23 protein-coding genes are annotated in these 21,503 nt (G+C 67.7%); 16 read left to right on the forward strand and 7 right to left on the reverse strand.

Going from position 1 to position 21,503, the window contains the following annotated elements:
- Positions 1 to 24: 24 nt before the first annotated feature.
- Entirely contained in the window at positions 25 to 375 is a 351-nt protein-coding gene (locus ASE48_RS03855) for a VOC family protein (protein ID WP_235570767.1), read from the reverse strand.
- Between the two features lie 105 nt (positions 376 to 480).
- On the opposite strand from ASE48_RS03855, the gene ASE48_RS03860 reads away from it, so the two are divergent.
- Positions 481 to 786 carry a hypothetical protein gene (locus ASE48_RS03860; protein ID WP_156409032.1) on the forward strand — a complete coding sequence of 102 codons (306 nt, stop codon included), beginning with the start codon at positions 481 to 483 and terminating at the stop codon, positions 784 to 786.
- Here ASE48_RS03860 and ASE48_RS03865 read toward each other — a convergent pair.
- Entirely contained in the window at positions 780 to 1,295 is a 516-nt protein-coding gene (locus tag ASE48_RS03865) for a nitroreductase/quinone reductase family protein (RefSeq protein ID WP_057165715.1), read from the reverse strand. The genes ASE48_RS03860 and ASE48_RS03865 overlap by 7 nt on opposite strands.
- Before the next feature lie 69 nt (positions 1,296 to 1,364).
- On the reverse strand, positions 1,365 to 2,081 hold the full coding sequence (locus tag ASE48_RS03870) for a hypothetical protein (RefSeq protein WP_057165716.1): 717 nt from the start codon (positions 2,079 to 2,081) through the stop codon (positions 1,365 to 1,367).
- A gap of 27 nt (positions 2,082 to 2,108) precedes the next feature.
- On the opposite strand from ASE48_RS03870, the gene ASE48_RS33065 reads away from it, so the two are divergent.
- Positions 2,109 to 2,279, forward strand: a complete 171-nt coding sequence (locus ASE48_RS33065; RefSeq protein WP_156409033.1) for a hypothetical protein — start codon at positions 2,109 to 2,111, stop codon at positions 2,277 to 2,279.
- Here the strand turns inward: ASE48_RS33065 and ASE48_RS03875 are convergent.
- Together ASE48_RS03875 and ASE48_RS03880 are read right to left on the reverse strand one after the other, a co-directional pair.
- Positions 2,263 to 5,109 (reverse strand): aminotransferase, encoded by a 2,847-nt coding sequence (locus ASE48_RS03875; protein ID WP_057165717.1) that lies wholly within the window; start codon positions 5,107 to 5,109, stop codon positions 2,263 to 2,265. The genes ASE48_RS33065 and ASE48_RS03875 overlap by 17 nt on opposite strands.
- Positions 5,106 to 5,969 carry an alpha/beta fold hydrolase gene (locus ASE48_RS03880; RefSeq protein ID WP_057165979.1) on the reverse strand — a complete coding sequence of 288 codons (864 nt, stop codon included), beginning with the start codon at positions 5,967 to 5,969 and terminating at the stop codon, positions 5,106 to 5,108. Before ASE48_RS03880 ends, ASE48_RS03875 begins: the two co-directional genes overlap by 4 nt.
- A gap of 95 nt (positions 5,970 to 6,064) precedes the next feature.
- On the opposite strand from ASE48_RS03880, the gene ASE48_RS03885 reads away from it, so the two are divergent.
- From ASE48_RS03885 to ASE48_RS03945, 13 genes are all read left to right on the forward strand, one after another.
- Positions 6,065 to 6,679 (forward strand): TetR/AcrR family transcriptional regulator, encoded by a 615-nt coding sequence (locus ASE48_RS03885; protein WP_235570768.1) that lies wholly within the window; start codon positions 6,065 to 6,067, stop codon positions 6,677 to 6,679.
- A 187-nt stretch (positions 6,680 to 6,866) separates the two neighbouring features.
- Positions 6,867 to 7,646, forward strand: coding sequence for an MlaE family ABC transporter permease (locus ASE48_RS03890; RefSeq protein WP_082613989.1), 780 nt, complete (start codon positions 6,867 to 6,869; stop codon positions 7,644 to 7,646).
- Between the two features lie 8 nt (positions 7,647 to 7,654).
- Entirely contained in the window at positions 7,655 to 8,485 is an 831-nt protein-coding gene (locus ASE48_RS03895) for an ABC transporter permease (RefSeq protein ID WP_057165718.1), read from the forward strand.
- Between the two features lies 1 nt (position 8,486).
- Positions 8,487 to 9,950: an MCE family protein gene (locus ASE48_RS03900; protein WP_057165719.1), complete on the forward strand. Its 1,464-nt coding sequence runs from the start codon at positions 8,487 to 8,489 to the stop codon at positions 9,948 to 9,950.
- Between the two features lie 39 nt (positions 9,951 to 9,989).
- Complete coding sequence (locus ASE48_RS03905) at positions 9,990 to 11,021, forward strand: virulence factor Mce family protein (protein ID WP_057165720.1); 1,032 nt, start codon at positions 9,990 to 9,992, stop codon at positions 11,019 to 11,021.
- Positions 11,018 to 12,385, forward strand: a complete 1,368-nt coding sequence (locus tag ASE48_RS03910; protein WP_057165982.1) for a virulence factor Mce family protein — start codon at positions 11,018 to 11,020, stop codon at positions 12,383 to 12,385. The genes ASE48_RS03905 and ASE48_RS03910 overlap by 4 nt, the downstream gene beginning before the upstream one ends.
- The gene (locus ASE48_RS03915; protein ID WP_057165721.1) at positions 12,385 to 13,710 is read left to right on the forward strand and encodes an MCE family protein; all 1,326 of its coding nucleotides are present in this window, start codon (positions 12,385 to 12,387) and stop codon (positions 13,708 to 13,710) included. The genes ASE48_RS03910 and ASE48_RS03915 overlap by 1 nt, the downstream gene beginning before the upstream one ends.
- Entirely contained in the window at positions 13,707 to 14,834 is a 1,128-nt protein-coding gene (locus ASE48_RS03920; protein WP_156409034.1) for an MCE family protein, read from the forward strand. The genes ASE48_RS03915 and ASE48_RS03920 overlap by 4 nt, the downstream gene beginning before the upstream one ends.
- Position 14,835: 1 nt before the next feature.
- Positions 14,836 to 16,302: an MCE family protein gene (locus tag ASE48_RS03925; protein WP_057165722.1), complete on the forward strand. Its 1,467-nt coding sequence runs from the start codon at positions 14,836 to 14,838 to the stop codon at positions 16,300 to 16,302.
- Entirely contained in the window at positions 16,266 to 16,904 is a 639-nt protein-coding gene (locus ASE48_RS03930; RefSeq protein ID WP_057165723.1) for a hypothetical protein, read from the forward strand. The genes ASE48_RS03925 and ASE48_RS03930 overlap by 37 nt, the downstream gene beginning before the upstream one ends.
- Positions 16,901 to 17,539 carry a hypothetical protein gene (locus ASE48_RS03935; RefSeq protein WP_057165724.1) on the forward strand — a complete coding sequence of 213 codons (639 nt, stop codon included), beginning with the start codon at positions 16,901 to 16,903 and terminating at the stop codon, positions 17,537 to 17,539. Before ASE48_RS03930 ends, ASE48_RS03935 begins: the two co-directional genes overlap by 4 nt.
- Before the next feature lie 10 nt (positions 17,540 to 17,549).
- Positions 17,550 to 18,449: an alpha/beta fold hydrolase gene (locus tag ASE48_RS03940; protein WP_057165725.1), complete on the forward strand. Its 900-nt coding sequence runs from the start codon at positions 17,550 to 17,552 to the stop codon at positions 18,447 to 18,449.
- Positions 18,439 to 19,695 carry a WS/DGAT domain-containing protein gene (locus ASE48_RS03945; RefSeq protein ID WP_057165726.1) on the forward strand — a complete coding sequence of 419 codons (1,257 nt, stop codon included), beginning with the start codon at positions 18,439 to 18,441 and terminating at the stop codon, positions 19,693 to 19,695. Before ASE48_RS03940 ends, ASE48_RS03945 begins: the two co-directional genes overlap by 11 nt.
- Here the strand turns inward: ASE48_RS03945 and ASE48_RS03950 are convergent.
- Both ASE48_RS03950 and ASE48_RS03955 read right to left on the reverse strand, forming a co-directional pair.
- Positions 19,692 to 20,090, reverse strand: coding sequence for a RidA family protein (locus tag ASE48_RS03950; protein WP_057165727.1), 399 nt, complete (start codon positions 20,088 to 20,090; stop codon positions 19,692 to 19,694). The two genes, ASE48_RS03945 and ASE48_RS03950, sit on opposite strands and share 4 nt — an antisense overlap.
- A complete protein-coding gene (locus ASE48_RS03955) occupies positions 20,087 to 20,701 on the reverse strand; it encodes a TetR/AcrR family transcriptional regulator (protein WP_057165728.1) in 615 nt (204 codons plus the stop codon). The genes ASE48_RS03950 and ASE48_RS03955 overlap by 4 nt, the downstream gene beginning before the upstream one ends.
- A gap of 24 nt (positions 20,702 to 20,725) precedes the next feature.
- Here ASE48_RS03955 and ASE48_RS03960 point away from each other — a divergent pair, with 24 nt between their 5' ends.
- The gene (locus tag ASE48_RS03960; protein ID WP_057165729.1) at positions 20,726 to 21,475 is read left to right on the forward strand and encodes an SDR family NAD(P)-dependent oxidoreductase; all 750 of its coding nucleotides are present in this window, start codon (positions 20,726 to 20,728) and stop codon (positions 21,473 to 21,475) included.
- Positions 21,476 to 21,503 lie beyond the last annotated feature (28 nt).

Consider the following 21,503-nt stretch of genomic DNA (forward strand, 5'->3'; position numbering starts at 1 on the left):
CGATAGTGATGGGACAGAAAGTGTTCAGACGGTTTGGCGATACTGGACCAAGCAGAACTCGTGTCCCTCCGGGTCCAGCATGTTCAGGACGACACCCTCGTCGTAGTCGTGACGCATGCCGGTCCACCGGCCGCCGAGGCTCTCCACCTGCGCCCGTCCGGTGTCGATATCGTCCACCTCGATGTCGAGGTGAAGACGAGCCTTGGTCGACTTCGGCTCGGGTACCCGCTGGAAGGTCAGCCGGGGCGTAGGGCCTGACCGAGATCCGAGAGTCGCCCATCCGGCATCGTCACCGTGCTCAGTCGTCGGCGCCAGTCCGAGCAGCCGGCCCCAGAAACGCGACATGCGGGCCGGATCGACACAGTCGATCGTCACGCCAGACCACCGGTTGACCATCCGTCGAGTGTGGGTGCTGCGCACGGGATCGGCGAGCTTTTATTTCGTGGCGCCCACACTCGGGCGGGCCGTAGGGTCCAGGCGGTGAGGCGGCGCGATGAATTCGACGAGCGAAACCTCGCGCTCGCCGACCTGTTGCAGGAGTGGGACGTGCTCGGTGTGTATCAATGGGACGACCGTCCGCGAGACGATGAGGAGTACGACGACCTCGTCGAACCCATCCGGGAGTGGCTGGAGAGCGGCGCCGGTCCCGACGAGCTGAGCGCGCGTCTTGTCCGGCGTCTGGAAAGCCATTACGGCCTCGCTGCGGGCAGTGAGTCGGCGGAGATCGCCTTCGCGCGCCGCATCCATGCGTGGTGGTCACGCGCTGAGGGCGGCGTCGATCACTGACCGCGGGTCAGCCGGAACATCGGTATCCGGCGGCCGATGGCCGCCGTCTTGACGAGGTACTCGGTGTAGCCGGCAAACACCTTCTCGGCCAGGGCATACAGGCGGGCGTACTCATCCGGATCGGTGACCTCGATGGCGCAGAATTCCTCGTCGCCGAATTCGCACTCGGGCTGAGCCCGCAGGTTGTAGGCCCACGCCGGGTGCGTGACTCCGCCTCCGTTGGAGGCGATCACGATGGGGTCGGATCCGTCGTGGAAATAGGTGAGCTGCACCTGTCGTGGTTGCCCTGACTTCGCGCCGGTCGTCACCAGCGGGGCGGTGGCGATCCACCCGATCTTCCCCGGGTAGCGACCACCGGTGGCGCGAAACAGCAAGGGATCGATCGCGGATCCGAGCCGCAGCCCGTAGGTACGCCCCAGCCGGCTCCGCCCGAACCAGACATTGGCCCGGTACATCAGACCGCGCTCCTTGTGCGGATCGACGTAGTGCAATGGGGTTCGGAACGGCATGGTTCCACGGTGCGCGCACCGGCGCGGCCGGGATCGAGTAGTGCGCTACTCGACCTTGTCGGTCCAGGGTCAGCCCGCAGCGGGCGGTGCCGAATCGACGATGACCGCGATCTCATCGGTCAACGAGTACCCCGGCGCCAACGAGAGGCTGTCGCCGCTCCAGAACTTGCCCGGGTCGAAATAGTTCTCTCGTTTCTCGGTGCTCAGCAGCGCCATCTCCTCGTAGGTGATGGCCACCGTCTCGGCGCAGTACGCGGTCTCGAGGCCTTCGGATCGCCGGCGCCGCTTGTCCCGCTCGGCGGATTCGCGAACCTTGCGGTGGATGATCGGCAGCCCGCGGGTGAAATCGCTGACGATGGGCAGCCGTCCGCGCAGCCAGCGCCCGGTCAGCCGGGCCGTCGACGGGAAGGCGGTGCCGTTCATCCGGGCCACCACCTTGAGCATCTGGTCTTCCTGCTCGCGAGAGGCGGGCGGGGTGAGCTGACGCAGCCAGGCCTTCTGGCCGTATTCATGCACCCAGCGCTCCACCACCTCGCGGGCGTCGTTGAGCTGGACGCCGCGGTGATGGGTGCCGGTCCACAGGTCGAGCAACTTCTGGCCGAGTTCGGCATGCCAGATCAGCGGCGGCAGGTCGTCGATCGCGACCGTCATGCCGACGTGGTTGACCGGCGCATTCGTCAGGGCCTGAATCGCCCGGTCAGGGCCCGAGCCGCCGCGAAACAGCCAGATATCGCCCGTCCGGGTCTCCTCGAGCGCCCGTGACAGGGACACCGTATTCGCGTTCACGACCGCAGCTTAGGCAGAATCTCGCCTATGAAGGGCATCTGGAAGTGGATCGGGCTCGCTGGTGTCGCCGGGGTCGTGGCCGGCGGTGCGCTGGTCGCACGGGATCAGCGCATCCGAAAGGCGTACACCCCCGACGACATCCGGGCCCGGCTGCACCAGCGCCTGGATCAGGCGAACGGGTCTACCAGCCCTCAGTGAGCACCCGGTCGAGGGTGTCGGCGTAGAAGTCCGCGCCCGCGATGTCAATGCACAACGGGGGCTTGGTCTTCAGGATGTTCTGGTGATCTCCGGTGGGCTGGATGATCACGCCGAGCTCCAGCATGCGCTCGCAGATCGCCATCGTCTCCGCGGCGGCGGGCTCCAGCGTCGTGGCATCGCGGATCATCTCCACCCCTAGGTAGAGCCCCATCCCGTGCACGGTGCCCACGATCGGGTGCTTGTCGCGCAATGCCAGCAGCCGGGACTTCAGGTGCTCACCGACCCGTAGCGCGTTGTCCTGCAGACCCTCGTCGTGCAGCACGTCGAGCACCGTCAGCCCGATGGCGCAGGACAGCGGGCTGCCGCCGGTGGAGGAGAAGAAATACCCCTGCGAGCGGAACGCATCGGCGATCGCGCGGGTGGTGATCACCGCGCCCAGGGGATAGCCGTTGCCGGTGGCCTTGGCGACCGACACGATGTCGGGCACCACGTGCTGCTGCGGGAACCCCCAGAACCAGTGCCCCAGGCGTCCGTAACCGACCTGCACCTCATCGGCGATCGCCACCCCGCCGGCCGCACGTACCGCCTCGTACACCTGGTGCAGGTATCCGTCCGGCAGCGCCATGCCTCCGGCATTGCCGTACACCGGTTCACAGATGAACGCCGCCGGCGGGCGCCCCTGCGCGGTCATCGCCTCGATCTGCGCGACGGCGTCGCCTGCGTAGCGATGCGCCTCGTGGCCGCGGTATTTGCCGCGGAAGCTGTTCGGCGACTCCACGGTGTGCACCCAGTCCGGGCGGGTGGCCAGCGCGTTCGGATTGTCCGCTGTGGACGTGGACACCGCGTCGGTGGCGTAGGTCCACCCGTGATAGGCCTCGCGCACGGCGATGACATCGCGGCGCCCGGTCACCGCGGTGGCCAGCCGGATCGCGAGATCGCTTGCCTCCGAACCGGAATTCACCAGGAAGACGGTGTCCAGCGGGTCCGGCAGTGTCGCGGCGATCCGCTCGCTGAACTCCACCACCGCTGAATAGTTGAACCGTGAATTGGTGTTGAGTCGGCGAAGCTGCGCCGACGCCGCGTCGGCGACCCGGGGATGGGCATGTCCGAGCACCGTGACGTTGTTGACCATGTCGAGGTAGACGCGACCGGTCGTCGACATCAGATAGTGCCGGTGTCCGCGTTCGATCTGCGGGGGATTGCGGTAGTAGCGCTCCTGCACCTTGGCGAAGCTGTCATCGCGGCGCTCCAGCAGATCGCGCTGCAGATCGTCGGTGAGCGGTTCGAGGCCCAGAACCGTTCGCGGATCGCGGGATAACGCCAACCATCCGGGTGCGAGCTCGGCCGCGGTGAACTCCGGTGCCGCCGGGGCGCCGGCCGGGCGCACCGCCAATCGGGTCCAGCGGCCCTGCCCGATCACCCCGAGATGTTCGCCGGCGTGCACGTGGCCGGGTGCGGTGCTGGATTCGACGCCGGTGAGGGTCAGCTCGAAGTCCAGCCCCCGCAACGTGATCCGGTCATCGGAACGCTCCACCACCTCCCCGTCCCACGGGGCCAGCACCCGGGTGGTGACGGCCGGCCACAACCCGATACCGGTCTCGACGACGTCGGGGCTGCGCTGGGAGAGCAGGGGAGCGCGGTTCAGTCGTGGTCGGCCGAACCGGGTGAGCACCAGCCCGGCGCCGGCGCGCAGCGCCGCGGCCGCGAGCTCGTCCTCGTCGTCCAAGGTGTCCGAAAGGTCGAGTGTGAAAACGGATTCCGGCTCCAGGTCGGAGATCAACCGGTTCTCGATCGGCACCTCGGGGGTGGCCGGTGCCAATCCGAGTTCGGCGGCGATCAACGCCGACATCACCTCCATCGGTACGGAGGTGGCCTGGTCGAACATCAGCCACTCGTCATCGGACTGTTCGACGATGTAGGCGTTGTCCGGGTCGAGTGCGCCCTGCTGGGCACCGCTGACAATGAGCACCGCGGTGCGCAGCACCAGCAGCGGCCACAGCACCTCGGCCTCGGCCGGGCGCAGCGGGCGCACCGCGTGGAATGCCTTGACACCGGGCAGGATCGACGTCGGATCGCTGCCGGGGTGGCCGAGCACGGAGGACAGCGTGATGGCCAGTTCGGAGACCGCCCAGGTGTGCGACAGATCGCCGAAATCGATGATGCCGTCCGGTAGACCTGACGGCCCGGCCACGACGTTCGCGTCGGTCAGGTCCAGATGCACCGCTTGGCGTGGCAGGTCGTCGGCGTGGGTCGCGATCCACGACCACGCCTCGCGGGCGGCGGCCAGGATCTCGTCGCGTTGTCGCGGCACGTGCGCGATCAGTTGTTCGACGACGTCGTTGCCGTAGCGCAGGTCCCATTGCAGGATCCGGTCCAGACCGGGGTGGCTGAACCCGTCGAGGGCGCGGCTCACCCGGGCGGCGAGTTCACCCATACCTGCGACGATGGATGGGGTCAGATAGCCACGCTCACTGAGGGTTCCGCCGGCCAGGTAGGGCAGCAGCCGCACGGTGCCCGGTGGTTGCCCGTCGGCGGTCCGCAGAGGTGTGGCGACCCGCAGGTCGGGGTGGGTGCGCGCGATCAGCTCGGCCGCGGCGTCCTGGGCGGCCAGTTCGGTCTCGGTGAATGCCGGGTTGGCGATCTTGAGCACCGCCACCGCGGTGCCGCCCTCGGACACCAGGAAGTTGCAGTCCTGCTGACTGCCCAGGGATTTCACCTCGCCGCGGGAGCCGTACCGGCCGGCCAGCAGGTCGGCGGCCTGCTGCTCGGTGACCTGGGGTGCCGGGAGGGCCGGCTGCTCAAGGAAGTTGAAGCCTGCCACGTCGTTCACTTGCCGATGAACCTCACGACGATCTCGGTGAAGGCGTCGTTGTCGTCACCTGCGGCGGTGTGGCCTGCCTCGGACAGTTCGACGAATTCGGCCGCGGGGACCTTCTGTAGAAAGTCGCGCACGCCTTCCTCGGACACCACGTCGGACAGCTTGCCGCGGATCAGCAGGATCGGCACCGACAGGTTGGTCGCGGCCGCCTCCAGCTTGTCGGCCCGGGCGAACGGGTCATCTCCCGGCTTGGTGAGAAACGCCGGATCCCAATGCCAGTACCAGCGGCCGTCGCGCAGCCGGAGGTTCTTCTTCAGGCCTTCGGTGCTGCGGGGTTTCGGGCGGTGCGGCAGGTACGCGGCGATGGCGTCGGCAGCCTGCTCGAGCGAATCGAAGCCGTGGATGTGGTTGAACATGAAATCGCGGATGCGGGCGCTGCCGTCCTTCTCGAACCGTGGCACCACATCGACCAGGACCAGCTTGGTCACCAGTTCCGGGCCCGCCTCATGGGCGGCCTGGATGCCGGTCAACCCACCCATGCTGGCGCCGACCAGGGCCACGGGCCTGCCGATCTGGTAGAGCACCTGCAGGATGTCGGAGCTGAGCGTCTCGACGTCATAGCTGGCGGTCGGGGAGCGGTCGCTGTCACCGTGACCGCGGCTGTCCAGCGCGACGACGTGCATCCCGCGGTCGGCGAGGATCTGGCCGGTGTTCTTCCAGGAATGCCGGTTCTGCCCGCCGCCGTGCAGCATCAGCACGGTCGGGCCCGAGTCCGCTGTCACGGTGTCCCGGTTCCATTCGTCGGCGACCAACGTGAGGTCGTCGACGCCGCGGAACGATACGGTCTGGGGTGCGCTGTTTGCCACGCTCACGGACATCCTCTCGCCGGCCTGGCGCTCACGTTACTGACCTGCCGACCCCAACTGGTGTGGGGTCAGGGGTGCACAAGTCACTAGACTTGGAAGCCGTGCAGTCAGTGCCATCAGCGGGATCCAGCGCCGTGGAGCGCGACCGCATCATGGAGGCGACCTTCGACTGTCTGTCCGAACCGCATGAGGGTCCGGTGCACGTCTCGGCGATCCTGGCGCGGGCCGAGGTCTCCAGCCGAGCCTTCTACCGGCACTTTCAGTCCAAGGACGAGCTCTTCCTGGCGATGCTGGAACAGGTGACCGAGCGGCTGGCGGTGCTTCTCGACGAGATCGCCGGTACCGCGTCCCCGGATCCGGTGGATCAGCTCCGCGCCTGGCTGGACCAGATGTTCACGCTGGCCAGCGACGCCGATCTGCACCGCTATCTCGCCGTGCTGGACTGCGACGAGATGCGTTCGGCCAAGGGCTACCGGGAGGCGCGCGAACTGTCGCGGGCCCGCCGTGAGGGCTCGCTGGCAACCATTCTGCGCAGCGGTCATGCCGAGGGAGCGTTCCCGCTGGCGGAGCCCGAATCGGATGCCATCGCGATCGCGGCGCTGGTGAGCCGGGAGCTGACCTCGGCAAGGATCTTCGATCCGGCACAAATTCCGCTGTCCCGGGCCCGTGTCGAGGGATTCACGCTGCGTGCGCTGGGGGTTGTCGGCAAAGTGTGACGCAGACTACTGGACGGTAACTTGAGTCACCCAACCAGGTGGTCGGTGTTGTCGCTGTGAGAATCGTTATGTACGTTCTTCCGCATCCATGGCGGCGCCTGTGGTCATATCGTGTTCGGATGAGCCGGCACCGTCGAAGGGACTTCATGGGTAAGCGGATGTCGCACAGGGCGAGATCGGTTCGCTGATGGCTGTGCAAGACTCCATCCCGAGTGTCGTTTCCCGGCCCGTGCGCGCCTTCGGCGGCTTCTTCTCGATGACGCTGGACGTCTTCCTGCTGATGTTCCGGCCCCCCTTCGCCTGGCGCGAGTACATCCTTCAGTCCTGGTTCGTGGCCCGGGTTTCCTTGCTGCCGACGCTGATGCTGACCATCCCGTACACGGTGCTGCTCACGTTCACCTTCAACATTCTGCTGACCGAGTTCGGTGCCGCGGACTTCTCCGGCACCGGTGCCGCACTGGGTACCGTCACCCAGATCGGGCCGATCGTCACCGTTTTGGTGATCGCCGGTGCGGGCGCGACCGCGATGTGTGCCGACCTGGGCGCCAGGACGATCCGCGAGGAACTCGACGCCCTGCGGGTGATGGGCGTGAATCCGATTCAGGCATTGGTCATTCCGCGGGTGCTGGCCGCGACCACGGTATCGCTGGCGCTGTCGGCCACCGTGGTACTTGTCGGGCTCACCGGCGCCTACCTGTTCTGTGTCTACGTCCAGCACGTCTCGCCGGGCGCGTTCGTCGCGGGCCTGACGCTCATCACCGGGCCCTCCGATGTCATGATCGCGCTGGTCAAGGCCGCTCTTTTCGGTCTGACCGCCGGACTGATCGCCTGCTACAAGGGCATTTCGGTCGGCGGCGGACCGGCCGGTGTCGGTAACGCGGTGAACGAGACCGTCGTCTTCACCTTCATGGCGCTGTTCGCCATCAACGTGGTCGCGACCGCCGTCGGCGTGAGGGCGACGATGTGACGAGCGTGATGGGACACCGCCTGCGGCGGGGCGTCGGCAGCGTTGCCGACAGCTGGAACCAGGTCGGCGTGCAGACCCAGTTCTTCGGGCGCACCCTGCTGTCCATCGGCGACGTATTCGTCCGGTATCCCAAGGAACTGGTCCGGCTGATCGCCCAGATGGGTCTCGGCACCGGTGCTTTGGCCATCATCGGCGGCACCGTCGCCATCGTCGGATTCCTGACCGTCAGTACCGGTGCGCTGGTCGCGGTGCAGGGGTACAACCAGTTCTCCGAGATCGGCGTCGAAGCCCTCACCGGTTTCGCGTCGGCCTTCTTCAACGTGCGGCTCATCGCGCCCGCCACCACCGCGATCGCGCTGTCGGCGACCATCGGTGCCGGCGCCACCGCCCAACTCGGCGCCATGCGCATCAACGAGGAGATCGACGCTCTCGAGGTCATCGGCATCCGCAGCATCGCCTATCTGGCCTCGAGTCGCGTCGTCGCCGGCGTCATCGTGGTCATCCCGCTGTACTGCGTGGGTGTGCTGATGTCGTTCTACGCGGCCAAGATCGGCACCACCGTGATCTACGGGCAGTCCAGCGGCGTCTATGACCACTACTTCGACACGTTCCTCAACCCGATCGATCTCATCTGGTCGTTCGTCCAGTCGATCGCGATGGCGATCGTCATCATGCTCGTGCACACCTACTACGGCTTCACCGCCAGCGGGGGACCGGCAGGCGTCGGCGAGGCCGTCGGTCGCGCGGTGCGCACCTCATTGGTCATCTCGGCGTTCGTCGTGGTGATGATTTCCCTTGCCGTGTACGGGCAATCGGGCAACTTCAATCTGGCCGGCTGACATGGACACATCGAAACGGGGCGGTATCGCACCAGGGTGGTGGACCCTGCTGCTGGTGGTGTTCGTCATCGCCGCCATCTGGCTGTCGTACTCACTGTTCACCGGTTCGCTGCGCAGCACCGTCCCGGTCACCCTCACCGCGGACCGGTCCGGTCTGGTGATGGAGACCAACGCCAAGGTGAAGATGCGCGGCGTCCAGGTCGGCCGGGTCGTCGCGATCAGCGGCGGCGACTCCGAGGCCGCCTCCCCGGTCAAACTGCGCCTCGACATCGACCCCGACCAGATCCGTTTCATCCCGGCCAATGTCGAAGCCCGGATCCGTGCCACCACGATCTTCGGCGCCAAGTTCGTCGACCTCGTCTACCCGGACAGCCCGAGCGCCGAGCGGCTGAAATCCGGCCAGGTGCTCGAATCGCTCAATGTCACCACCGAGGTCAACACCGTCTTCGAGAACCTCGTGGGTGTGCTCGAACAGGTCGACACCGCGAAGCTGAACGCCACGCTGTCCGCACTCGCCGAGGGCGTCCGCGGCCGCGGTGAGGTCATCGGGCAGGCCACCACCGACGCCAATCAGGTTCTGCTGGCGCTGAACCCGCGCGCCGACACCATCCGCGCGGACTGGCAGGCACTGAAGGGCTTCAGCGACGCCTACAGCGACGCCGCCCAGGGCATCCTGGCCACCCTGGATGCCGCCAGCACCACCGCGACCACCGTGACCGAGAATTCCCGGCAACTCGACGCGCTGCTGCTGGCCACAACCGGCCTGTCAAACAAGGGAATCGAGCTGCTGGCGCCCAACAACGCCAACCTGATCAAGGCCGTCAACACCCTGCAGCCCACCACCGACCTGCTGCTCAAATACAGCCCGTCCTACACCTGCCTGCTCACCGGGGCCAAGTACCTGCTGGACCACGGCGGCTACGACGCCACCGGCGGTAACGGCAAGTCGTTCATCCTGGACACCAGCCTGATGCTCGGCGATGACCCGTACCGCTACCCGCAGAACCTGCCGATCGTCGGCGCCAAGGGCGGGCCGGGCGGAAAGCCGGGCTGCGGTTCGCTTCCGAGCGTCGACGACAACTGGCCGGTGCGCCAGCTGATCACCAACACGGGCTTCGGCACCGGTGTCGACTGGCGGCCCAACCCGGGCATCGCCTTCCCGGCCTACGGCAACTGGCTGCCCGTCACCCGGGCCGTCCCGGAGCCCCCGAGCATCCGGAACACCTTCGGTGGCCCGGCAATCGGCCCCATCCCGTACCCGGGCGCCCCCGCCTACGGTGCCCAGCTGTACGCGCCCGACGGCACCCCGTTGTGGCCCGGCCTGCCGCCGGCGCCGCCGCCCGGAGCACCGCGTGACCCGGGTGCGACACCCGGCTCGGAACCCTTCGTGGTCACCGCGCCCGGCGTGCAGCCGACACCGTTGCCGCCGCAGCCGTTGCCGGTGCCCGCCGCACCCGGCCCGTAACGTCCGAGATCCGATACCGAGAAGGAGAAGCGAACAGCCATGAAAGACAATCTGGGGGGCGCCATCTGGCGGCTCACCATCTTCCTGGCAGTGTGTCTGCTGGGTGTCTTCGGGCTGTTCGCGATCTTCTCCCAGCTGCGGTTCGGTGAGACGGAACAGGGCTACCGCGCCGAATTCACCAACGTCGGCGGCATGGAGCCCGGCGACTTCGTCCGCATCGCCGGTGTCGAGGTCGGCAAGGTCGGCGATATGAAGATCCGCGACGACGGCACCGTCCTGGTCAACTTCACCGCCGATCAATCCGTGGTGCTCACCGAAGGCACCCGCGCGGTGATCCGATACGACGATCTGATCGGCGGCCGCTATCTCGGCCTGCAGGAAGGCACCGGCGACACCTCGCGCCTGCAGCCCGGGTCCACGATCCCGTTGTCCCGCACCGCACCTCCGCTGGACCTCGACGCGCTGATCGGTGGTTTCCGCCCCCTGTTCAAGGCGCTGGAGCCCGATCAGATCAACGCGCTGTCGGGCCAGCTGATCAGCGCGCTGCAGGGCCAGGGCGCCACCATCGGGTCCTTCCTCACCCAGACCGCGGCACTGACCAACACCCTGGCCGACCGCGACCAGCTCATCGGTGAGGTCATCGTCAACCTGAACACCGTGCTGGGTTCGCTCGGCGACCAGAACGAGCAGTTCGCCAAAGCCGTTGACGGACTTTCGGAATTGATCGACGGGCTGGCCGCACGCCGCACCGATATCGCCAACGGCGTCGCCTATGTCAGCGAAGCGGCGGGCAGTATCGCCGATCTGCTGCAACAGGCCCGGCCGCCGCTGGCGAAGACCGTCCAGGAGACTGACCGCGCTGCCGGCATCGTGGTCGCCGATCACGAGTACTTCGACAACCTGATCAACACCCTGCCCGATGCGTATCAGGCATTGGCGCGACAAGGCATCTACGGTGACTTCTTCAGCTTCTACCTGTGCGACATCGTCCTCAAGCTCAACGGCAAGGGCGGTCAGCCCGTGTACGTGAAGGCGGCCGGGCAGAACAGCGGGAGGTGCACCCCGCGATGAAGTCTTTCGCAGAACGTAACCAGTTCATCGTCGGCGCAGTCGGTCTCGCGATCATCGCGGCGATCGTGCTGGGCGCGCTGAACTACGACAAGCTGCCGTTCCTGAGCCAGGGCAAGGACTACTCCGCCTATTTCGCGGAAGCCAGCGGCATCCGCGACGGCGCGACCGTGCAGGTCTCCGGTATGCGGGTCGGCAGCGTCTCCGGTGTGGAGCTGGACGGCCGGCAGGTGCTGGTCAAGTTCAAGATCGACGGCGACGTGCGGATCGGGGATCGCAGTGAGGCCGCGGTCAAGACCAAGAGCCTGCTGGGCACCAAATACCTTGAGGTCACCCCGCGCGGTGACGGCTGGCAGGATGGCACCATCCCGCTGGATCGCACGACGCCGGCCTACCAACTGCCCGACGCGCTCGGTGACCTGTCCGCGACCATCAGCGGACTGAACACCAACCAGCTGTCGGACTCACTGCGGGTGCTCTCGGAAACCTTCGCCGACACCCCGCCGGAGCTGAGGGTCGCCATCGAAGGTGTGTCCCGGTTCTCCGAGACCCTCAACGAGCGTGACGCCGAATTACGGGGACTGCTGGGCAACGCCAACAAGGCCACCACGGTGCTCGCCGAGCGCAGCGACCAGATTGTCGGGCTGGTCCGCAACAGCAATGCACTACTGGCCGAGCTGCAGGCGCAAAGCGCTGCCCTGGACGCGATCTCGGGCAACATCTCCGCGCTGAGCCGCCAGTTGCAGGGCTTCATCGCCGAGAACGACGAGACCCTGAAGCCGGCGATCGACAAGCTCAACGGTGTGCTGACCATCCTGGACAACCGCAAGGAACGGCTGCAGAAGTCGCTGAAGCTCATCGGTGACTACGCCATGTCACTGGGGGAGTCGGTGTCGGGCGGACCGTTCTTCAAGTCCTATGTCGCCAACCTGCTCCCGGGACAGTTCGTGCAGCCGTTCGTCGACGCCGCGTTCTCCGATCTGGGTCTGGACCCCAATGTGCTGCTGCCCTCGGAGCGCACCGATGCGCAGGTCGGTCAGGCCGGCACCCCGGCCATGCCGGTGCCGTTCCCGCGTACCGGACAGGGCGGCGATCCGCGACTGACCCTGCCCGACGCCATCACCGGCAACCCCGGCGATCTGGGCTGCGGCCCGCCCGGGATCCCGCTGCCCGGCCCGACCGGTTGCTACCCGTACCGCGAGCCGATCCCGGCCCCGCCGCCGGGCGGACCGCCGCCGGGACCGCCCGCGGTGGCCCCGCCGGGGATCGCGTCGACCCCGACGCCTCCGGGCCCGGTGAACGTGCCCGCCCCCGGTGAGCCCGCGCCGCACGGTGCCGGATCCGGCGCAGAACCGGGAGTTGGCTGATGGCAACGCCTTCCAAGCCGCGCACGCGGACGTTCCTGGCGGTGGCGCTGGTCGCCCTGCTGGCCGCCGGCGTGTTCGTGGTGATCAAGGTCAGTGACACCATCAACCGTGTCAACGTGGTCGCGTACTTCGACAGCAGCAACGGCATCTTCGTGGGCGACGACGTCGTGATTCTCGGCGTGCCGGTCGGCCAGATCGACAAGATCGAGCCGGAGCCCGAACGGGTGAAGATCTCGTTCTGGTACGACGCCCGCCACAAGGTGCCCGCCGACGTCAACGCGGCGATCCTGTCGCCGATGCTGGTGACCTCCAGGGCAATCCAGCTGACCCCGGCCTACTCCGAGGGCCCGGTGCTGGAGAATGACGCCGTCATCGAGCAGAGCCGCACCGTGGTGCCCGTCGAGTACGACGATGTCCGTGAACAGCTGCACCGCATCACCGAGACCCTGCAGCCCACCGAGCCCGGCGGGGTGAGCGAGCTGGGCGCGTTCATCAACACCACCGCGGACAACCTGCGCGGCCAGGGGGCGGACATCCGCGCCACGCTGGTCAAGCTGTCCCAGGCGATTTCGGCCGTCGGTGATCACAGCACCGATGTGTTCGCCACGGTGAAGAACCTGTCGATCCTGGTGTCGGCGTTGCGGGACAGCACCGACGTGATGCGCCAGCTCAACCAGAACCTGGCCTCGGTGACGGGCACGCTGGCCGACAATCCCGACGAGGTGGGCGCCGCGGTGCAGGACCTGGCCGACACCGTCGGCCTGGTGCAGAACTTCGTCGCCGAGAACCGCGAAAGTCTGGGCACCACATCGGATCGGCTGGCCGGGGTCACCCAGGCCCTCAACGACAGCCTCGGCGACGTCAAGCAGTTCCTGCACGTGGCGCCGACCGCATTCCAGAACTACATCAACATCTATCAGCCGGCGCAGGGCGCGGTGTCGAGCGTGCCGGTGATCAACAACTTCGCCAATCCGATCAGCTTCCTGTGCGGTGCGGTACAGGCGGCCTCGCGACTGGGCGCCGAGCAGTCCTCGAAGCTCTGCGTGCAGTACCTGGCGCCGATCATCAAGAACCGCCAGTACAACTTCCTGCCGATCGGCCAGAACCTCGCGGTCGGTACCCAGGCTCGCCCGAATGAGATCACCTACAGCGAGGATTGGATGCGCCCGGACTACATCCCGCCGCCGGGCCCGGCACCCGCTGCGCCGCCGCCGGTCGGGGGCGCACCGGTTCCGGGTGGCCCGCCGCTGGCCGCCGAGGCGATGGCGACCAATCCGGCCGACGGCCTGCCCGGGCTGATGGTGCCGACGGGACCCGGATCATGAGGACAGCTGTTCGGGTCGCCGGCGCGGTGCTCGTCGTCGCTGCCGCCGCCACCGGATGCCAGTGGAAGGGCCTGAACTCGGTGGCCCTGCCCGGTGTCGAGGGCGTCGGGCCTGGGGCCTACACCATCCAGGCGCAGATGCCCGATGTCGATCACCTGTCGCCGAACTCGCGGGTGCGCGTCGACGATGTGACCGTCGGCAACGTGACGAAGATCGAGCGGCAGGGTTGGAACGCGCTGGTCACCATGAGCCTCAACGAGAACGTCGTGCTACCCGCCAACGCAACCGCGACTCTTGGCCAGACCAGCCTGCTCGGATCGCAGCACATTGAACTGGCGCCGCCCACCGCCACCGCACCCGAAGGCAGGCTGAAGGCGGGAGCGCTGATCCCGCTGGAGTCCAGCGGTAGCTTCCCGACCACCGAGCAGACCCTTGCTGCGATCTCGTTGCTGCTCAACGGCGGTGGCGTCGGCCAGGTCCAAGACATCACCACCGCGCTCAGCACCGCGTTCACCGGCCGTGAGGCCGACCTGCGCAGCTTGATCGAACAGCTCGACCTTTTCATCGCCTACAACAACGATCAGAAGGACGACATCATCGCCGCGGCCGAGAGCCTGAACTCTCTGGTCGGTCAGGTCGCCGAGCAGAAGCCGGTGGTGGACAAGGCATTGAAGACGATCCCGGATGCTCTCGAGGTGCTCGCCGATCAGCGCGAGATCCTGGCCGAGGCGCTCGCCCAGCTCGGCAAGTTCAGTGCGCTGGCCGCCGACGCGACGAGCCAGACCAGGGAAGCGCTTGTCGCCGAGCTCAAAGCGCTCGGCCCCACCCTGGAACAGCTGGCCAACGCCGGCCCGGCGCTGACCCGCGGGCTGAGCTTCCTGACGACCTACCCCTTCCCGAAGGAAACCATCACCAACTGGATGCGCGGTGACTACGCCAACCTGACGCTGGTGGTCGACCTGACCCTGAGCCGCGTCGACCAGGGTCTGTTCACCGGCACCCGCTGGGAGGGTGACCTCACCGAGCTGGAGATGCAGTGGGGCCGCACCATCGGCCAGCTGCCCAGCCCGTACACCGGGGTGAATCCGCTACTCGCGCCGTACCGGTGGGATCAGGGGCGATGACATGATCCTGACCAGACGAATCCTCATCCAGATGGCGGTCTTCATCGCCATCTCGGTGATCGCGATCGGCATCATGGCCTTCGGGTACATGCGGCTGCCGAACCTGCTGTTCGGCGCCGGGCATTACCGGGTCACCCTGGAGTTGCCCGAGACCGGGGGCCTGTACCCGCGCAGCAATGTCACCTACCGCGGATCCCAGGTGGGCCGGGTGGAGGAGGTCGGACTCACCGATCGGGGCACCGTCGAAGCGAAACTCTCGCTGACCGATGACGTGTCGATCCCGGCCGACCTGGAAGCCGCGGTGCACAGCCAGACCGCCGTCGGTGAGCTGTTCGTGGAACTGATGCCACGCAGCGGCGAGGGACCCGCACTCCGCGACGGCGATGTCATCCCGCTCGACCGCACCACGGTGCCGATGGACGTCAACACTCTGCTGGACGCGACCAACCGTGGGCTGCAAGCCATTCCGGGGGACAACCTGCGCACCGCCGTCGACGAGGCCTACCTCGCGGTCGGCGGACTCGGGCCGGATCTGTCGCGGCTGGTGAAGGGATCCACCCAGCTGCTCATCGATGCGCGGGCCAATCTGGACCCGCTGACCACGTTGATCGACGAGTCCAAGCCGGTGCTCGACACCCAGACCGACACGTCCGGAGCCATCCGCGCGTGGGCGTCGAACCTGGCCACCATCACCGGCGAACTGCGCGAGCACGACGACGCGGTGCGCGGCCTGCTCGAACGTGGCCCCGGCGCCGCCGAGGAGGTGCGGGCACTGCTGGACCGGCTGCAACCGACGCTGCCGATCGTGCTCGCCAACCTGGTCAACGTGAACCAGGTGGCGATCACCTATCAGCCCGCGCTCGAGCAGCTGCTGGTCCTGCTGCCGCAGGGCACCGCCACCACCCAGGCCACCGGTACCGCCAACCGGCACACCAAGCAGGACTACAAGGGCGCGTACCTCAACTTCAATCTGAACCTCAACCTGCCGCCCGCCTGTACGACCGGCTTCCTACCGCCACAGCAGCAGCGGGTCGCCAGCCTGGAGGACTACCCGGACCGGCCGGCCGGCGACCTGTACTGCCGCGTCCCGCAGGACTCCGCGTTCAACGTGCGCGGTGCGCGCAACCTGCCGTGTCTGACGGTGCCGGGCAAGCGCGCGCCCAGCGTCGCGATGTGCGAGAGCGACGAGAACTACGTCCCACTCAACGACGGTTTCAACTGGAAGGGCGACCCGAACGCCACCATGTCGGGGCAGGCCATTCCGCAGATCCGGCCCGGGACACCACCTGCGGAAACGCCGCCGGCACCCGTTGCCGCGCCGCCGCCGGTCGCAGCCGCTGAATACGACCCGGCCAGCGGCACGTACGTTGGACCGGACGGGCAGGTGTACACCCAATCGAACCTGGCCCGCACCGCGAACGAGGAGCAAACATGGCAGACGATGCTGCTACCCCCTCCGGGGAAGTGAGCGAGTCCGCTTCCGAAGCTGACGTGACAGCCGCCGACGAGAACCTCGAGACGCCCGAAGACGTTGCGCCCGAGGAGTCCGATGAGGCTGTCGTCGCCGAACCTGCCAAGCCCGGCGTCTCGCATCTGAAGCTGGCGACGATCGTCGGACTCGTGGTGGTGCTCGCCCTGGCCGGTCTGGTCGGCTGGCTCGGTTTCCGCGCTTACGAATCGCAGAAGCTCGAGGCGCAGCGTCAGCTGTTCCTTCAGGTCGGTCGGCAGGGTGCCATGAACCTCACCACGATCGACTGGGAGCATGCCGAGGCCGATGTGCAGCGCATCGTGGACTCGGCGACCGGCACCTTCTACGACGATTTCCAGCAGCGTGCAGGGCCGTTCATCGAGGTCGTCAAGCAAGCGCAGTCGAAGTCGGTCGGCATGGTGACCGAGGCGGGCCTGGAAACAGAATCCGATGCCGAGGCCCGGGTGCTCGTCGCGGTGACCGTGCAGACGTCCAATGCCGGTGCGGCCGAGCAGCAGCCGCGGCTGTGGCGGATGCGCGTCACCGTGCAGGATGTCGGCGATGACCAGGTGAAGGTGTCCAACGTGGAGTTTGTGCCGTGACCGAGAAGAAGACCGAAGCCGAGGTGACCGACGCCGAGTCGACTGCCGTCGAACTGGATCAGCCCACCGAGGTGGCTGACGCCGCCGACTCGATCGAGCCGGCCGAGGAAACCGAACCCGCCGACGAGGTCGCCGCACCGGCGAAACGATCCATCCAGTGGCCGCGGGTGCTGGCCTACGGGATCCTGCCCGGCCTGGCGCTGGTGCTGGCGCTCGGCGCCGGATTCCTCAAATGGCAGGACAATTCGGTGCGCGACGGCGACAGCGCCGCCGTCGAATCCGTGCAGGTCGCCAAGGACAGCACGATCGCGCTGCTGTCCTACAAGCCCGACACCGTGGAACAGCAACTCACCGATGCCCGGTCACTGCTGACCGGAGACTTCCAGCAGGCCTACACCGATCTCACCACCGACGTCGTCATCCCAGGCGCCAAGGAGAAGCAGATCTCCGCGGTGGCAACGGTTCCGGCGGCCGCCGCGGTGGAAGCCGAGCCGAATCGCGCGGTGGTGCTGGTGTTCGTCAACCAGACCGTGGTGGTCGGCGCCGACGCTCCGACCGATACCGCGTCCAGCGTGCGGGTCACCCTGGAGAAGACCGGTGACCGCTGGCTGATCTCCGGTTTCGACCCGGTCTAGGCGATCACAATTGTCCGGCCAGATCGAGATTACCGGCGATGACGTCACGCTGCGCGCACTGACCTGGGGTGACTGGGAGAACACCGATGTCCCGGTTGCGGTGTGCCTGCACGGTTTTCCCGACACCGCGCACGGGTGGCGCAAGGTGGCCCCGCAGCTCGCGGCGGCCGGCTGGCGGGTGGTGGCCCCGTTCATGCGTGGGTATGCGCCGTCTTCACTGTCGGCTGAGGGCAGCTATCACGTCGGTGCCCTGATGGACGATGCGCTGCGGGTGCTCGACGCGGCCGGTCCCACCGGACGCGATGTCGTCATCGGCCACGACTGGGGCGCCATCGCCGCCACCGGTCTGGCGGCCATGCCGGACAGCCCGTTCGCCAAGGCCACCATCATGTCGGTGCCACCGTCGGCGGCCTTCCGTCAGCGTTCCGATGTCGCCCGCCTCGCCGCCCAGCTGCCGCGTCAGTTGCGGCGCAGCTGGTACATCCTGTTCTTCCAATTGCCCTGGCTGCCGGAGCGTTCGGCGGAGCGGGTGGTCCCCAGGCTGTGGCGGGACTGGTCTCCGGGGTATGACGGTGCCGAGGATGTGCGCCTGGTGCTCGACGCGATCGGGTCCCCGGAGCACTGGCGAGCGGCGCTGGGCTACTACCGGGCGACGGTGCGCAACAGTCGTCCACCGGCCCGCTACGCCGAGCTGCACCGGCACTGGCTGTCCGCACCCCTGCTACCGACGCTCTACCTGCACGGCAGCGACGACGGTTGTGCGTCATCGGATTACACCGAGTGGGTACGGCCCGTGCTGCCCGCCGGCAGCGCGGCCCACGTCATAGACGGCGGCGGGCATTTCCTGCAGCTCGACCAGCCCGCTGCCACGGCGGAGCGCATCCTGGATTTCATCGGAAGTGTCCGCTAACCGGCTGACCGCGGTCGACGCCCAGATGTTCTGGATGTCGGCCAGGATGCCGAACGACACTTTCCTGCTGTACGCGTTCGACGGTGTCCCGGCGGATCTGGACGCCGCGATCGGTCAGCTGATCGCCAATGCCCGTACCAGCCCAGACCTTTCGCAACGCGTTGATGACAGTTCGCGGTGGCTGTACCCGGCCTGGGTGCACCACGAGGTCGGCGCGGCACACTTCACCGTGCACGAACTGGCCGACACTTCGTGGACGGGATGCCTGGCAGCGGTGAGCGCCCTTGTCGGCGATCAGCTCGATCCGACCGTGATGCCCTGGCGGTTGCACCTTTTCGCCGGTGTGCGGGACGTTCCCGGCGTCGAGGGCGAGGGTACCGTCGCGATCCTGCAGATCACCCACACCCTCGGTGGCGGCGGACGGACCTGCGGGCCGGCCTCGGTGATGTTCGGTGGGTCCACGGTGGTCGCGCCGGTGACACCCGTGCACGCCAGTCCCGCCCTGCTGCTGTGGCGCAGCGTGCAGGCCACCCGCGCCTACCGGCAGCTGGTGGCCGACACCGAAGCCGGTGTGGTCCCGCCCCCGGCCGCGCCGTGTACTCCGTTGCCTACCAATGACAATCCGGTCGGTCCACAACTCATGCGCACCCTGGTGCGGGACCGTGATCAGCTCACCGGCGCGACCGTGACGGTTGCCGCGCTGTCGGCGATCTCCGGGGCGCTGGCCGGTCAGCTCGGCGCGTTGGGTGTGCGCGTGGGTGCGCTCGGTGCCGAGGTCACCATGGCCAAGCCGGGTCCGCGCCAGGCGTACAACCATTTCGGCACCGTGGGTGTGGGGCTGCACCCGCAGCTACCCGTCGAGCAGCGCATCGAGGCGATCACCGCCGATCTGACCGCCCGCAGGCAACGCGCGGCCCATCCGGCGATGCGCGCCTCCGAGCGTGCGTTCGACGCCACCCCGGCACCGCTGTTACGTTGGGGGATAGGCAAGTTCGATCCATCGGTACGGTCGGCGACGGTCACCGGCAACACCGTGGTGTCCAGCGTCAACTGCGGGGCAGCGGATTTCACCCTCGGTGGCCGGCCGGTACGGCTGGCCGCGGCGTTCCCCGGCTTGTCGCCGATGGTGGGGATCACCCACTGCGTCACCGGTGTCGGCAGCACCATCACGCTCAGTGTGTACGCCGCCGAGTCGGCGATCGGGGACATCGACGCCTATCTGGACCGGCTGGCGTCGGCGCTCTAGAGGACCGCGGTGGCGGTGAGCTCCAGGAGCTGGCGGGGATGGATGAATCCCGAGCAGCCGATCCAGGTGCTCGTCGGACGGTGCTCGCCCACCCAGTCGCGCAGCATCGGAAGGCATGCCGACAGTGCGCTCAGATCGGTGGCATAGACGGTCCACGCCACCAGGTGAGTCCGGTCGGTGCCGGCGGAACGCAGCGAGCGGTCCAGCACGTCGAGCACGAAGGCCAGCTGCTGTGCGAGATCCTCGCTCACCACCTCCAGTTCGGGTGTCAGCGGCGCGATTCCGGATACGTACACGGTGCCGTTGGCGACGACGGTCTGAGCGATGCCCAGGTCATCGAAGATTTGCGGCGTCAGGTAACCGATCTGCGGCACCGACCGGACGATGTCGGTCATGCGCCGGCTCCGTTCGCTCGCAGGGTGGCGATCCCGAGGTCCAGGGCGGCCTCCAGGTAGCCGAGATCGCCGGTGGCCAGCAGGATCCCGACCCCGCCCTGGATTCCGGCCAGCAGGGCGGCGGCCGTGCGTTCGGCGTCGATTCCGGCGGCGACCTTGCCCTGATCCTGCATGGTGCGCACCCCTGCGGTGATCTCGTCGTGCCAGCGCTGCATCAGTGTGGCGGTGACGGCCTGGGCGCCCGGGGTGCTGCGCCCGATCTCTGACATCAGCATGCTCAGTGGGCAGCTCTGACCCTGGCGGCGATAGCGGTCCACCACCGCGTCACGCCAGCGTTGCCATGCCGCCCACGAGTTCAGGGCGCCCAGGTGAGGCTGCTGGTCGGCCAGCACCTGTTCGGCCTCGTGTTCTGCCACGGCCAGCAGCAGTTGCTCCTTGCCGTCCGGGAAGTAGTGGAACAGTTGGCTCTTGGACGTGTGGGTGCGGGCGCGGATGTCATCGAGGGTGGTCAGAGCCACCCCGCGGTCGCGGATCTCGGCCGCGGCGCCCTCGATGATGCGCTGCCGGGTGGCCGCGCCCTTCCTGGTCAAAGTTTGGACTTGCAGGTCCATTTTTATCGGCCTACATATGGACTCATGAGTCCAAAGAATACGCGGCTTGCGGGCCGCACAGCACTGGTCACCGGCTCCACCGGCGGTCTGGGCGTCGCCATCGCGCACGCCCTCGCCGCCGAGGGGGCATCCGTCGTCGTCACCGGGCGCAACAAGGATCGCGGTGACGCCGTCGTGGCCGAGATCCAGGCCTCCGGTGGCACCGCGACCTTCGTCGCCGCCGACCTCGGCGCGGGCGAAGCCGAGATCCGGCAGTTCGCCGAGGCGGCCGGACCCGTCGACATCCTGGTGAACAATGCCGGTATCTGGTCCACCCCGGAACCCACCGAGCAGATCTCCGAGGCCACCTTGCTGGAGTCCTACCGGGCCAATGTGATCGGGCCGTTCCTGCTCACCGGAGCGCTGGCCCCGGCGATGGCGCAGCGCGGGCACGGAGCGGTGGTCAACATCGGCTCCATCACCGGCCTGATCGGCGGTGACAAATCGGCGCTGTACAACTCGACGAAGGCCGCCGTGCACTCGCTGACCAAATCGTGGGCCGCCGAGTACGGGCCGTCCGGGGTGCGGGTCAATGCCGTCGCCCCCGGGCCGATCGCCACCGAGCGGGCCGCCGAGTCCGCCGATCACGTGGCGCCGGTGCTGGCCCGCATCCCGTCACGGCGGATGAGCACGCCCGAGGAGGTCGCCGCGGCGGTGGTCTTCCTGGCCGGTGACGACGCCGCGAATATCCACGGCGCGGTGCTCAGTGTGGACGGGGGCTGGGCGGCGACGTAACAGATGGCCTAGATTCTGTTACGTGGCT

Origin of the sequence: Mycobacterium sp. Root265 (genome assembly GCF_001428895.1) — a bacterium.
Taxonomy (GTDB): Bacteria; Actinomycetota; Actinomycetes; order Mycobacteriales; family Mycobacteriaceae; genus Mycobacterium.